Origin of the sequence: Pseudomonas sp. GM50 (genome assembly GCF_000282375.1) — a bacterium.
Lineage (GTDB): Bacteria > Pseudomonadota > Gammaproteobacteria > Pseudomonadales > Pseudomonadaceae > Aquipseudomonas.
In genome coordinates, this window is sequence record NZ_AKJK01000122.1 from 1 (window position 1) to 12,141 (window position 12,141).

The 12,141-nt window shown below is 60.2% G+C and carries 14 protein-coding genes; 5 read left to right on the top strand and 9 right to left on the bottom strand.

All coding sequences use genetic code 11. The features are described from left to right. Positions 1-109 precede the first annotated feature (109 nt). The 4 genes from PMI30_RS03145 to PMI30_RS03130 are packed head-to-tail and all read right to left on the bottom strand — an operon-like array spanning position 110 to position 3,110. Entirely contained in the window at positions 110-400 is a 291-nt protein-coding gene (locus tag PMI30_RS03145) for a (2Fe-2S)-binding protein (protein WP_008014259.1), read from the bottom strand. Positions 401-408: 8 nt separating this feature from the next. Beyond that, complete coding sequence (locus PMI30_RS03140; protein ID WP_008014261.1) at positions 409-1,203, bottom strand: ABC transporter permease; 795 nt, start codon at positions 1,201-1,203, stop codon at positions 409-411. Between the two features lie 6 nt (positions 1,204-1,209). Further along, positions 1,210-2,088 carry an ABC transporter permease gene (locus PMI30_RS03135; protein WP_008014263.1) on the bottom strand — a complete coding sequence of 293 codons (879 nt, stop codon included), beginning with the start codon at positions 2,086-2,088 and terminating at the stop codon, positions 1,210-1,212. Then, positions 2,085-3,110: an ABC transporter ATP-binding protein gene (locus PMI30_RS03130; protein WP_008014265.1), complete on the bottom strand. Its 1,026-nt coding sequence runs from the start codon at positions 3,108-3,110 to the stop codon at positions 2,085-2,087. The genes PMI30_RS03135 and PMI30_RS03130 overlap by 4 nt, the downstream gene beginning before the upstream one ends. 244 nt (positions 3,111-3,354) lie before the next feature. Here PMI30_RS03130 and PMI30_RS03125 point away from each other — a divergent pair, with 244 nt between their 5' ends. Beyond that, entirely contained in the window at positions 3,355-4,191 is an 837-nt protein-coding gene (locus PMI30_RS03125) for an IclR family transcriptional regulator (protein ID WP_007896916.1), read from the top strand. A gap of 148 nt (positions 4,192-4,339) precedes the next feature. Here the strand turns inward: PMI30_RS03125 and PMI30_RS03120 are convergent, their stop codons facing one another. Continuing rightward, on the bottom strand, positions 4,340-5,092 hold the full coding sequence (locus PMI30_RS03120) for an anti-sigma factor family protein (protein WP_008014268.1): 753 nt from the start codon (positions 5,090-5,092) through the stop codon (positions 4,340-4,342). Then, positions 5,089-5,595, bottom strand: a complete 507-nt coding sequence (locus PMI30_RS03115; protein WP_032836266.1) for an RNA polymerase sigma factor — start codon at positions 5,593-5,595, stop codon at positions 5,089-5,091. The genes PMI30_RS03120 and PMI30_RS03115 overlap by 4 nt, the downstream gene beginning before the upstream one ends. Before the next feature lie 164 nt (positions 5,596-5,759). Here PMI30_RS03115 and PMI30_RS03110 point away from each other — a divergent pair, with 164 nt between their 5' ends. Both PMI30_RS03110 and PMI30_RS03105 read left to right on the top strand, forming a co-directional pair. Further along, complete coding sequence (locus tag PMI30_RS03110; protein WP_008014272.1) at positions 5,760-6,854, top strand: catalase family peroxidase; 1,095 nt, start codon at positions 5,760-5,762, stop codon at positions 6,852-6,854. Next, positions 6,851-7,396 (top strand): cytochrome b, encoded by a 546-nt coding sequence (locus PMI30_RS03105; RefSeq protein WP_008014274.1) that lies wholly within the window; start codon positions 6,851-6,853, stop codon positions 7,394-7,396. Before PMI30_RS03110 ends, PMI30_RS03105 begins: the two co-directional genes overlap by 4 nt. 87 nt (positions 7,397-7,483) lie before the next feature. Here the strand turns inward: PMI30_RS03105 and PMI30_RS03100 are convergent, their stop codons facing one another. Beyond that, positions 7,484-8,734 (bottom strand): MFS transporter, encoded by a 1,251-nt coding sequence (locus tag PMI30_RS03100; protein ID WP_008014276.1) that lies wholly within the window; start codon positions 8,732-8,734, stop codon positions 7,484-7,486. Between the two features lie 96 nt (positions 8,735-8,830). On the opposite strand from PMI30_RS03100, the gene PMI30_RS03095 reads away from it, so the two are divergent. Then, positions 8,831-9,277 carry a winged helix-turn-helix transcriptional regulator gene (locus PMI30_RS03095; protein ID WP_008014278.1) on the top strand — a complete coding sequence of 149 codons (447 nt, stop codon included), beginning with the start codon at positions 8,831-8,833 and terminating at the stop codon, positions 9,275-9,277. A gap of 58 nt (positions 9,278-9,335) precedes the next feature. Here the strand turns inward: PMI30_RS03095 and PMI30_RS03090 are convergent, their stop codons facing one another. After that, on the bottom strand, positions 9,336-10,487 hold the full coding sequence (locus PMI30_RS03090; RefSeq protein ID WP_008014280.1) for a M14 family metallopeptidase: 1,152 nt from the start codon (positions 10,485-10,487) through the stop codon (positions 9,336-9,338). Between the two features lie 485 nt (positions 10,488-10,972). Next, entirely contained in the window at positions 10,973-11,314 is a 342-nt protein-coding gene (locus tag PMI30_RS03085) for a DUF6124 family protein (protein ID WP_008014282.1), read from the bottom strand. A gap of 129 nt (positions 11,315-11,443) precedes the next feature. Here PMI30_RS03085 and PMI30_RS03080 point away from each other — a divergent pair, with 129 nt between their 5' ends. After that, positions 11,444-12,109 (top strand): LexA family protein, encoded by a 666-nt coding sequence (locus PMI30_RS03080; RefSeq protein WP_008014284.1) that lies wholly within the window; start codon positions 11,444-11,446, stop codon positions 12,107-12,109. The last annotated feature ends 32 nt before the right edge of the window (positions 12,110-12,141 follow it).

Genomic DNA, 12,141 nt, shown 5'->3' on the forward strand with positions numbered 1-12,141 from the left:
CTGCTCGCGATGACGGCGGCCCATTCAACATCGATGCTGGCTGACAGACCGCTTTCGCGAGCAAGCCCGCTCCCACAGGGAATCCGGTTTGTGCAGGTCGATGGGGTGTTCATAGGGAGCGCGCCGGTTCGCGGCTGATGTGTTGGCCGGCTTCGAGCAGCGTCGAGCAGGCGCGCACCCGGCGGCCATCGCCCAGGCGTACCCAGCAGTCCTGACAGGCGCCCATCAGGCAGAAGCCGGCGCGGGGTTCGGCGCTGAAGTCGCTGCCGCGCAGGTGTTCGCTGCAGGTCAGCACGGCCGTCAGCAGGGTGTCGCCGAGCAAACCACGGGCAGGCTTACCATCGAGGGTGAAGTCCAGGGCCGGGCGGTCGCCTTCGGCCAGTCGTTTCAGCAGAGCCATCGGCGCCCTCATTGTTTACCCACCAGAACCCGATCCAGGCCGTACACCCGATCAAGCAGAATCATCGTCAGCGCGGTCAGCGCGATCACCAGTGCCGACACCGCCGCCATCATCGGATCGATGGATTCGGTGGCGTACACGTACATGCGCACCGGCAGCGTTTGCGTGGCCGGTGAGGTAACGAAGATCGACAACGTGACCTCATCGAAACTGTTGATGAACGCCAACAGCCAGCCACCGGCAACGCCCGGCAAAATCATCGGCAAGGTGATTTGCCGGAACAGCGTGAAGCGTCCGGCACCGAGGGATTGCGCGGCATGTTCGGCGCTGCGGTCCAGACCGATGGCCGAGGCCAACACCAGGCGCAGTACGTACGGCGTGATCACCAGCACATGGGCGAAGATCAGCCAGGCGAAGCTGCCGTTGACGCCCATCAACGCAAACAACCGCAGCAAGGCGACGCCCAGTACCAGATGCGGAATGATGATCGGCGACAGGAACAGACCGTTGAAAAAGTCCCGTCCGGGGAACTCGAAGCGAGTGATCGCCAGCGCTGCCGGCACCGCGATCAGCGTCGCCAGCGTGGCGGCGCAGAACGCCAGGATCAGGCTGTTGTAGAACGCATCGACAAAGTCTGCGCGCTCGAACACCGCGCGGAACCAGCGCAGGGAAAATTCCGTGGTTGGCAGGCTCAGGGTGTTTTCCGGGGTGAAGGCAACGAGGCACACCACCATCAGCGGCGCGAGCATGAACAGCACCACCAGGGTATGGAACAGCAGGGCGAAAGGACCGTTTCTGGACATGACGAATTATCCCAATGACTTCTTGTAGCGGCCTTCGATCATCCGGTTCCACGACAGCATGATCAGCAGGTTGAGCAACAGCAGCGCGACGGCAATCGCAGCGCCCATCGGCCAGTTCAGCTCCGACAGGTACTGGTCGTAGATCAGCGTGGCGACCATCTTTATCCGGCGTCCGCCGAGCAGTCCGGGAATGGCAAATGAACTGGCCGCGAGGCCGAACACGATCAAGGTGCCGGAGAGCACGCCGGGCATGATTTGTGGCAGCACCACTTTGCGCATCACCGTGAGGTGGCTGGCGCCCAGCGACAGCGCGGCTTGTTCGGCGGCCGGGTCGAGTTTTTGCAGCGAGGTCCAGACCGGAATGATCATGAACGGCAGCATCACGTGAACCAGCGCGATCACCACCGCGAACGGCGTATACAGCAGCTTCATCGGCGAGCCACCGAAGGCTTGCAGGGTCTGGTTGACCAGGCCGTCGGCGCCGAGCAACAGGCTCCAGCCGAAGGCACGCACCACCACCGAAATCAGCAACGGCGTGAGGATCAGAATCAGGAAGATCGAGCGCCACGGCGCGCCCATGCGGCTGAGGATGTAGGCCTCGGGCACACCGATCACCACGCAGAGCAGGGTGGTCAGGGCGCTGATCCAGAACGTCCTCAGAAAGATCTCGTAGAAGTACGGATCGCCCAGCAGGCTGCTGTAATGATCGAGGGTGTAGGCGTCGCTGTTGATCCCCGAGCTGTAGTCGAAGACGTTGAACGACAGCACCAAGGTCAGCAGCAGCGGGATAACCAACAGGCCGAGGTACAACGCCAGGGCCGGTGCCGATAACCAATACCCCTGACGTCCCTGACGCCCTTGGCGGATGACGGCAAGCGTACTCATGCCGACACCTCGTCGACACTCAGCACCCGCAGCAGCGCCGCGTCCCAGTCGAGCCCCACCGCGGTGCCTTCGGCCAGCGGTGCCGAGCCGTCGTTGCGGCGTACCACACAGAGTTCGCCCAAGGTCGTCGATACGCCGTACAGCCATTGGCTGCCGAGGAAGAAGCGGCTGACGATCTTGCCTTGCAAACGACCATGGCCAACATCACGCAGATCGATTTTTTCCGGGCGCAGGCTCAGGGTCAGCTCACCGTCACCACGGCCGCAGACTTGCACAACACCAGCACTGTCCCGTTCGCCGGGCAGCAGGTTGGCCTTGCCGACGAAGCCGGAAATGAACTCGGTGCGCGGGTGTTCGTAGAGGGTGTAGGGCGCGTCGATCTGAGTGATGCGCCCGGCTTGCATCACCACCACACGGTCGCTGATCGACAGCGCTTCGGATTGGTCATGGGTGACCATCAGCGTGGTGATGCCGACCTCACGCTGGATGCGGCGGATTTCGAACTGCATCTCCTCGCGCAAATTGGCGTCGAGGTTGGACAGCGGTTCGTCGAGCAGCAGCACTGGCGGCTCGATCACCAACGCCCGGGCCAGCGCCACACGCTGGCGCTGACCGCCAGAGAGTTCTCGTGGGTAACGCTCGGCGTGCTGGTTCAGACGTACCAGTTTCAGCACCCGATCCACCCGTTGCTGTAGTTCGCCGTTGGACACTTTACGCATGCGCAGGCCGAAGGCGACGTTGTCTTGCACGGTCATGTGCGGGAACAACGCGTAACTCTGGAACACCACCCCGAGGCCGCGACTGGCGGGTTTGGCGTGGGTGATGTCGCGACCGTCCAGCACAATGCGCCCGCTGCTGACTTCAACGAAGCCGGCGATCATTTGCAGGGTGGTGGTTTTGCCGCAGCCGGAGGGGCCGAGCAAGGAGACGAACTCGCCTTTTTCCACCGACAGATTGGTGGCGACGACTGCGTCGATCTCGCCGTAACGTTTGCCGAGGTTTTCAAGTTGCACGAAGGCCATGACTGCGCTCCACCTGAGATTGTTATGCGTCGCCAAAGGCGCGCTTTTTTGTATGGGCAGATACGAAAAGGATGTTGCCGGGGGGCGTTGGCGCTCGACTTCTGTCGGCTGCCGCTGTTGTTCGAATCGCCCCTGATGGACGCAGAGTAGGACGAAGAATAGGATGGGCTCAATGGCCTATTTCACTGAAGCGATGACTATTTTCAGTTTCATTCAGTGAGTAAATTTATCATCGAGAAAACACATGCCTGATTCCATTGAGCGGAATGAAAATAAAAATGAAGTCGGTGTCGGTGCCGTCTCAAGACTGTTTGCAGTGCTGCGTAGCCTGGGTGACACCGTCGAAGGCGGAGAGCGCGTGACCCAACTGGCGCAGCGCATCGGTTTGTCGCAACCGACCACCCACCGCTTGCTGCGCAGCCTGATGGACGAGGGCATGGTCGAGCAGGACGCGCGCAGCAAACGCTATCGCCTGAGCCTGGAGTTTTTTGCCTTGGCGGCCCGTGCCGGCAACACCGGCAACTTGCGCGAACTGGCGCGGCCGGCATTGCTGCGGCTGTCGGCTTCGTTGGGGGATTCGTTGTTTTTACTGGCGCGCAGCGGTTTCGATGCGATCTGTCTGGACCGCAGTGAAGGGCCGTTTCCGATCCGCACGTTTACCGGCGACATCGGCGGGCGGGTGGCGCTCGGCGTGGGGCAGGGCAGTTTGGCGATTCTGGCGTTTCTGCCGGAAGAGGAGCGCGACACGGTGATTCATTACAACTTGCCGCGGCTCAAGGATTTTCACCTGTACGACGAGGTGTTCCTGCGTTCGGAAGTCGAGAATGTGCGCACCCTCGGTTACGCCGGGCGCAACACCGGTGTATTGCAAGGCATGGCCGGGGTGGCCGTGCCGATCCTCGACCGCGAGGGCCGGGCGGTGGCGGCGCTGAGTGTGGCCACGGTCAGTGATCGCCTGGGGCCGGATCGTTTGCCGACGGTGGTGGAGATGCTCAAACGCGAAGCCGCGCTGATCGGGCCGCGCATCAATCCGTTCGATCCGCTGTTGCGAAGGCCTTCGCAGGTGTTTGGGCAGGGGTGACTGCGATCTCCAAATAATCGCTGCCCAATAATCGCTGACCCAATGTGGGAGCGAGCCTGCTCGCGATAGCGATTTGTCAGTCGACATTAATGTTGAATGTGCCGGCTTCATCGCGAGCAGGCTCGCTCCCACAGGGGGAGGGTGGTGATCAGAACTTTAGCGTCTGCTTTAGCATCTGCGCCGCCGGCGTGTCACTTGGGCTGACCATCGCATAGTTGTACCCGGCCCCCGACCAGTACTCGGCCTGCAACTCGCCATCGCTGCGGCTACCTCGAGGGAGGAGGAAGTTTTTCGGCCCTGGCGGGCGGACGTAGAAGCTGATCTTGTGCCCGCTCCGGTCTTCGTACACCACCATCGCCGCCGGCCCCTGTTCAGTGCTGAGCAGCCGCCCGCTGATGGGGTTGTATCCGGCAGCGGTCAGGTTCGGCAGGCGTTGGGCCTGGCTGAAATAACGGTCGAGCCAGCCCTGCATATCGCCGTCGTCGCTGACTTTGTAGTCCGCCGGCAGAATGCCTTGTTGGGCAATCAGGCGGTAGGCTTGCATGGCATCGGTCATCGGTAGCGGGGCGCTGACCAAGGTCATTTGTCGCGCCTGCCAACCGCCCAATCCGCCGATGCTGACCGCAATCAGCAGCATCGCGGCGCTGGCCAGATGACGGCGCGACTGGCGTGTGACTCGCTGGCGAATCATTGCCGGGTCGAGTTGCGGGTTGGCCGGTTGCTGCAAGGCACCGCTCAGGGCCGCGCGCAATTGTTGGGCATCGTGCTGCCAGGCACGCACTTGCGCGGCCACTTCGGCGTTGCCGGCCAGATAAGACTCCACCAGATGCCGGTCGGCATCGCTGAGTTGGTGATCGACGTAGGCGTGCAGGTCGCGCTCACCGGGAGGCATGCTGATCATTTGAGTCTCCGCAGAGAAGGACGGGTGATTTCGCCGTCGCTGAGCTGGCGCAAGGCCTGGCGCGCGCGGGACAGGCGCGACATCACGGTGCCGGTGGGGACGTCGAGAATCTCGGCGACCTCCTTGTAACTCAAGCCTTCCACCGACACCCAGAGCAACAGCGCACGTTGTTCGGTGCTGAGTTGATCGAAGGCTTGCAGGGTCGATTGGGCGATCACGGTGCGCTCTGCCGAAGGCTGCGCATCGTCACGGCCAGTAAAGAATTCGAGCATCCGCGCATAACGCCGGGAGCGGCGATGAGCGTCGAGAAACTGCCGATAAAGAATCGAAAACAGCCAGGCACGCAAATCGCCCTCAGGACGTTTATCGCCCCAACTCGACAGCGCGCGCTCAAGGCAGGCCTGCACCAGATCGTCGGCGCTGCTGGGGTTGCGCGTCAGCGAAACGGCGAAACGTCGTAGCCTGGGAATGACTTCCCTGAGTTGTTCGTCGATATCGTTCATGGCGTTCTGACGAGTCACTACGCTGTGGTGAGTGTTCAGGAAGACGTCCGGCATTCGAGGTTATTCCACGCCTGGAAAAATAAACACCGGGCGATGGAATAAACCCTGGCGCGGTTCGTCTGCCTGATTCTTCTCACTTGTGGCCGATGGCCCTGGAGTCATTCATGGTAGATCGCTCATCACCGCCAACGGGGCCAGGCCGGCCCCCGTTGAGTGCCGCGAGCCTGACGTTACGCCTGACCGGCATTGCCGTGGTGGTCGCTGCGCTGGCCGGGGCTTTTGCCTACGTCAACGGCACACTCGACCCACAGCGCCTGACGCCGAAAGATTTGGTCAATGTACTGGAGAAAAACAACGGCGTGCACCCGGGATTCCGTCGCAATCATGCCAAAGGCGTGTGCGTGATCGGGCATTTCGAGAGCAGCAGCCAGGCGCGCGAGTATTCCACTGCCCAAGTGTTCAGCGAAGCGCGGACCCCGGTGGTCGGGCGTTTTGCGCTGCCTGCCGGCAACCCTTACGCGCCGGACAACAGCGTGCCGATCCGCAGCCTGGCGTTGCGTTTCACCCAGGCCAACGGCCAGCAATGGCGCACCGGGATGAACAGCATGCCGGTGTTCCCGGTGGGCACGCCCGAGGCGTTCTATCAGTTGCAACAAGCACAGTCACCGGATCCGGCTACCGGCAAACCGAACCCGGCGGCGGTTCCAGCGTTTTTTGGTTCTCACCCGGAAGCCGCGCCGTTTCTGGCCTGGATCAAAACCGCCAAACCTTCGGCCAGCTACGCGACGCAAACCTATAACAGCGTCAATGCGTTTTACCTGGTGAACGCGGCCGGTCAGCGACAAGCAGTGCGTTGGAGCATGATGCCAGTGGCTCAGGATGCGGCAGGTGCAACGGCCCCCGAGGGCGGTGATTTCCTTGAGAAAGACTTGGTGCAGCGTTTGGCCGCCGGACCGCTGCGTTGGCAGTTGAACATTACTCTGGCGAAACCCGAAGATCCGGTCAACGACGCGAGCAAGGCCTGGCCCGACGGCCGAAAAGTGCTGAACGCCGGTACCTTGGTGCTCGAAAGTACTCAGCCGCAACTCAGTGGCGAGTGCCGTGACATCAACTACGACCCACTGGTATTGCCCAGCGGTATCGAAGGCTCCGACGACCCGCTGCTTGCCGCTCGCTCAGCGGGTTACGCCCGTTCCTACCTGCGCCGCACCAGCGAAGTGACGCAATTGCCCAACGCCAGACAGGAGTCTCGACAATGAGCGCTCAACCGAATCATTTCGCGCCGTTGGCGCGGCTGCTGCATTGGCTGATGGCGCTGATGATCATCTCGATGCTGTTTATCGGCGCGGGCATGGTGGCCTCGGTGTCCGAGCGTCATGAGTGGCTGATCCATCTGCACAAACCTCTGGGCGTTGCGATTCTGTTGCTGGTGATCGTGCGTCTGGCCGTGCGCTTTTCGACCCGGCAACCACCGCTGCCAGCGGACCTGCCGGGCTGGCAAGCGTTCGCGGCCAAGGCTTCGCATATCTTGTTGTACGCCTTGATGTTGATTTTGCCATTGCTGGGTTGGGCGATGATTTCGGCGGCTGGCGATCCGGTGATGCTCAGTAGTTCACTGCAATTGCCGTCGATCCTGCCGGCGAATGCGCAGGTGTTTGCGTTGCTGCGCCAGGCGCATGGGTATCTGGCGTATCTGCTGTTCCTGACCGTGCTGCTGCACTTGGCGGCGGCGTTGTTTCACGGTTGGGTGCGCCGCGATGACGTGCTGAACAGCATGCTGCGGGGCAAAGATCGCGGGTGATCAGGGTTGCTGAAAAATGTGGCGAGGGGGCTTGCCCCCGTTCGGCTGCGCAGCAGTCGTAAACCGATTAAACGCGGTATGCCTGACCTATCGCATTTTGGGCTGCTTCGCAGCCCAACGGGGCGATGCGGCGTTCCGACAAGCCCCCTCGCCACAGGTGTTGGGTGTTTTGGTGGCCAACGTCAGCCACCAGTAAATCAACGCCACGGCATTGATGCCCGCACCCAGCCAGCACACCCCGATCCATCCCGCCCAGGCGTACATCGCCGTCGAACCGATAGAACCCAAGGCGCTGCCGATCGAATAGAACAGCATGTAGCCGGCGGTGAGTCGGCTTTGCGCTTCGGGGCGCACGCTGTAGATCATGCTCTGGCTGGTGACATGAACGGCCTGCAAACCCAGATCCAGCGTAATCACCCCAAGCAGCAGCGCCCATAACGAGGATTGGGTGAGTGCGATGGGCAGCCACGAGGCGAGCATCAGCAGCAACGACAGTCCACTGGTCCATTGACCCAGACCGCGATCGGCCAAATGCCCGGCACGAGCGGCGGCCAGCGCACCGGCGGCTCCGGCCAGGCCGAACAGTCCGATTACGGTGTGGGAAAGTGAAAGCGGCGGGGCACTCAACGGCAACACCAAGGGCGTCCACAGCACCATGGCGCTGGCGAAGGTCAGCAGGGCGAGCATGGCCCGTTGACGCAATACCGGTTCTTCCTTGAATAACGTGAATACCGAGCCGATCAACGCACCGTAAGCGCTATCCGGTCGCGCATCTTCGTGCTTGGGCAGCACACGAAACAACAGCAGCGCCATCATCAGGGTCAACCCGGCGGACAACAGATAAATCGAACGCCAGCCGGCCAGATCGGCCATGCCGCCCGCCACCGTTCGTGCCAACAGAATGCCGACGACAATGCCGCTGGTGATCACGCCCACCACACGTCCACGTTGCGCCGGGATGGCCAGGGTCGCTGCGTAGGCCACCAGGACTTGTGTCACGACCGCCAGTAACCCGGTCAACGCCATGCCGAGCAACAGCCAGGTGCTGTTCGACGCTAACGCGATCATCAACAAGGCCAGGGCCGACAACAGCGTTTGCACGACGATCAGCCGGCGGCGGTTGAGCAGATCCCCTAGTGGAACCAGGAGCAACAGACCCACGCCATAACCGATCTGGGTAAGGGTGACGACGATTCCGATAGTTGCAGGCTCTATAGCGAATGCGTCGGCCATGGCATCGAGCAGCGGTTGTGCGTAATACACATTGCCGACAGCCAGGCCGCAGGCGACGGCAAACAGCAGCACCACTGCGCCGTTTAACGGGTGGTCAGGTTTCATCACAGACGTCCTTTTGTGGTTTCAAAATAAAACCAGTTGTACGGTAGGGAGTCTGGTTTTATATTGCAACTACATTGGTTGCCGGCGGACGTGGTCATGGTTAAACGTACAAGCATGGAAGGCGCCGAGTGCCCGGTCGCCCGTTCGCTGGACGCGATTGGTGATTGGTGGTCGTTATTGATCGTGCGCGATGCGTTCGATGGCCTGCGGCGATTCGGTGAGTTCCAGCGCAATCTGGGCATGGCGAAAAACATTCTCTCGGCACGCCTGCGCACGTTGGTGGCTCACGGGATTTTCGATCTGGTGCCAGCGTCGGACGGCAGCGCGTATCAGGAATACGTGCTGACGGAGAAGGGCAAGGGCCTGTTCCCGTTGATCATCGGATTGCGGCAGTGGGGCGAGGCGTTTTTCTATGAGGCGGGGGAGGCGCATTCGCGGGTTGTCGATCGTGAGAACGGTAAACCGGTGCGGGCTCTGGAATTACGTGCCGAGGATGGGCGCTTGTTGGGGCCGGAGGATTGTCTGCGGATCGCTGCCGAGTGAAACATCAAAAGATCGCAGCCTTCGGCAGAAGCCTGCGATCTTTTGATTTTAAGGGCGGTCAACGCAAGGTATCGACCATGTCGGCGATCGTCGTCAGTACGTCCTTGGCCAATTGCTTGGAGCGTTTGCCGGACCAGCCGGTCAGCGGGTTCGGTGCGTCGTTATTGTCCTTGAAAGGCATTTCCAGGGTCTGCGACAGGCAGTCGAACTTCTGGCCGACACTGTTGCAGGCCAGGGTCATGTTGGCCTTGCCAGGCAAGTCGCGGGTGTAGCCGTGTTTGATCTGGAAGTCTTTGGTCTGGTGTTTCAGATGATTGCGGAAATGCGCTTCGAGTTGTTCGATCCGTGGCGTATAGCCCGGGTTGCCTTCGCAACCGGCGGTGAACACGTAGGGGATTTCTTCATCGCCATGGATGTCGAGGAACAGGTCGACGCCATACTTTTCCATCTGCTGCTGAACGAACAGCACTTCCGGACTGATTTCCTGGCTGGCGTTCTGCCAGGCGCGGTTCAGGTCCTGGCCCATGGCGTTGGTGCGCAAATGACCGTGGAAGGCGCCGTCCGGGTTCATGTTCGGCACCAGGTACAGGTCGGCACTGGCCAGGAGTTTTTTCAGTACCGGGTCGTCGTGTTTTTCCAGGCGCTCGATCACGCCTTCCATGAACCATTCGGCCATGTGTTCGCCCGGGTGTTGCTGGGCGATGATCCAGACCTTGCGCTGACCTTCGGCACCCGTACCTTTGCGCAGTAACTGGATGTCGCGACCTTCAACGCTCTTGCCGGTGGCCAGCAGTTCGGTACCGGCCTTGGTCAGTGCCTGTTCGATCAGCCAGTCATGCCGGCCTCGGCTGTAGGGTTCGAAGTAGGCGAACCAGGCATGCGTGGCAGTGGCTTCGAGGCTGAAACGCAGGCAGTCGCCTTCGAAGATGGTTGGCACCCGGAACCAGTTGACGTGGTCATAGGACGCCACGGCCTGATAGCCATCCCAGGCTTTGTTGTACGAGGATTTACTGGCGTTGTTCAGACGAAACCAATGCTCTTGACCGACGTGCAGACCGCTGGCCTTGAAGTGGAACCACTGGAAATGCTGGCTGCGGGTGTCTGGCTTGATCGCCAGCAGCGCTTGCAGAGGATTGCTGATGTCCAGCACTTCGATGTTGCCGCTGTCGAAGTTCGCGCTGATGTCGAAAGAAGATTTAGCCACGGCCATAATCGGTTCCTGAATATGATTTTTATGGCTGTTACTTTACACGCAAGAGAGGGAGAAACCGGGGGGAAATTGCGGGGTTGAAAAGGGGGGGCGTCCTCCTTGACGCCGATGCAGCTTAGAGACTGTGCAAGTGATTCTCAAGTGCTATTTTGCGTTAGTTTGGCCCAATGTTACCGGGCCTCTCTTGCCAACAGATATTCATTTGATATCATCCGCGCCAATCGAATTTGCAGCACCCACAGACTTCATTAGCCTGAAGCCAAAGCCAGAATAACTGGCAAAAAAAAGACCCGGCAAAAAGCCGGGTCAAAAACCGTGATTAGCCTGATGAGGAGATAGTCCAGGAGACCGACCTAAGGTCCCTTGGGCCATCGACTGATCTCGCGACCAGTTGATGCAATAATAATCATTATCATTTGCAAGTCAAATGTTTTTATCTGCGCGATTGGAAAGTTTTTCCTGTCCTCCTCCAAAGCGCTTCCTCCTCAATCGTTCTGATTGCCCTCCAGGGACCGGTCGACCATCGCCTTGGCCATGTCGATCATATGCACCGTCGAAAACGCCAGATCCCGGCTTGCGCCCTGCAGCTGGTTGGCTGATTCATGCGCGGTGGCGGCGGCACATCGCAACAGATCCGAAGCATGGACCAACGCCTCTTCGCTGCTGATGTTACGGTTCACATCGAAGAAACGTTCTTCGCTGACCTCTTCTGACACAGCTGGTTTCAAGTAATAGTCCAGCGCCCGCTGCGCGGCGGCAGAGCCTTTTGGCGAGTTGAGCGTAGTGTCGAATTGCATGTCGGGCAGGGTAATGCTGGGGATGGTCATGACGATGGCAAGCTCCGTGATAGATTCAAATCCGTGAGCCCAGCTTAGTACGTACTGTATTTGTGTCTTGAATTTAAATACTACAATTTGTGTTTTGTTGGTCGGAGTACCCCACGTATCGTGCCGCACATGGATAAATGGATTGAATTGGTCAAGGCCAAAATGAGTGAACTCAAAGTCACTCAAGAGATACTCGCCGAGCGCATCGGAATGTCCCAGGGCGGCGTCGGCCATTGGCTGAATAAACGTCGTCAGCCCCGCATCCAAGAGATGAACCGCGTCTTGCAGGCGCTGGGGATGGACTATCTGGAAGTCGCGATGGTGATCAGGGAACCGCAGGTCTCACAGGATGAAGAGATCTCTCTGACGCAGAAGTACAACCCGTACTTTCGCTACCCGGTCAGTGACTGGCGGGTAACCGGGGAGGTGCGCGACGGAGAGTTATTGACCTACGGCGCTTCATCGGCGGTCAGCAAACCGCGCTTCGAGTTGTCCGATTACCACGCACAGGGCGCCGCGTTCTGGCTGGTGGTGGTCGGTGATGCGATGACCGCGCCCACGGGTCTGAGCATTGCCGCGGACATGTTGATTCTGGTGGACCCGGCCATCGTGCCGGAGCCTGGCAAACTGGTGATCGCCCAATGGCCCGGCAGCGCCGAGGCGGTTTTTCGCAAACTGATCGAAGAGGGCGGGCAGCGTTATCTGGTCCCGCTCAATCCGACCTACCCGAAAGCCCTTTACACCGAAGAATGCCGAATCATCGGCGTGGTGGTTCAGGCGACTGCCAAATTCTAATCAGATCGGTCCTCGCAACGCGTAGGACCGAT

Bases quoted from the DNA above. Each gene is read 5' to 3' on its own strand.
- PMI30_RS03110 (WP_008014272.1), top strand. From the start codon at position 5,760: ATGGTAGATCGCTCATCACCGCCAACGGGGCCAGGCCGGCCCCCGTTG.
- PMI30_RS03085 (WP_008014282.1), bottom strand. From the start codon at position 11,314: ATGACCATCCCCAGCATTACCCTGCCCGACATGCAATTCGACACTACG.
- PMI30_RS03145 (WP_008014259.1), bottom strand. From the start codon at position 400: ATGGCTCTGCTGAAACGACTGGCCGAAGGCGACCGCCCGGCCCTGGAC.
- PMI30_RS03130 (WP_008014265.1), bottom strand. From the start codon at position 3,110: ATGGCCTTCGTGCAACTTGAAAACCTCGGCAAACGTTACGGCGAGATC.
- PMI30_RS03125 (WP_007896916.1), top strand. From the start codon at position 3,355: ATGCCTGATTCCATTGAGCGGAATGAAAATAAAAATGAAGTCGGTGTC.
- PMI30_RS03100 (WP_008014276.1), bottom strand. From the start codon at position 8,734: ATGAAACCTGACCACCCGTTAAACGGCGCAGTGGTGCTGCTGTTTGCC.
- PMI30_RS03090 (WP_008014280.1), bottom strand. From the start codon at position 10,487: ATGGCCGTGGCTAAATCTTCTTTCGACATCAGCGCGAACTTCGACAGC.
- PMI30_RS03095 (WP_008014278.1), top strand. From the start codon at position 8,831: ATGGTTAAACGTACAAGCATGGAAGGCGCCGAGTGCCCGGTCGCCCGT.
- PMI30_RS03120 (WP_008014268.1), bottom strand. From the start codon at position 5,092: ATGATCAGCATGCCTCCCGGTGAGCGCGACCTGCACGCCTACGTCGAT.
- PMI30_RS03135 (WP_008014263.1), bottom strand. From the start codon at position 2,088: ATGAGTACGCTTGCCGTCATCCGCCAAGGGCGTCAGGGACGTCAGGGG.
- PMI30_RS03080 (WP_008014284.1), top strand. From the start codon at position 11,444: ATGGATAAATGGATTGAATTGGTCAAGGCCAAAATGAGTGAACTCAAA.
- PMI30_RS03140 (WP_008014261.1), bottom strand. From the start codon at position 1,203: ATGTCCAGAAACGGTCCTTTCGCCCTGCTGTTCCATACCCTGGTGGTG.
- PMI30_RS03115 (WP_032836266.1), bottom strand. From the start codon at position 5,595: ATGAACGATATCGACGAACAACTCAGGGAAGTCATTCCCAGGCTACGA.
- PMI30_RS03105 (WP_008014274.1), top strand. From the start codon at position 6,851: ATGAGCGCTCAACCGAATCATTTCGCGCCGTTGGCGCGGCTGCTGCAT.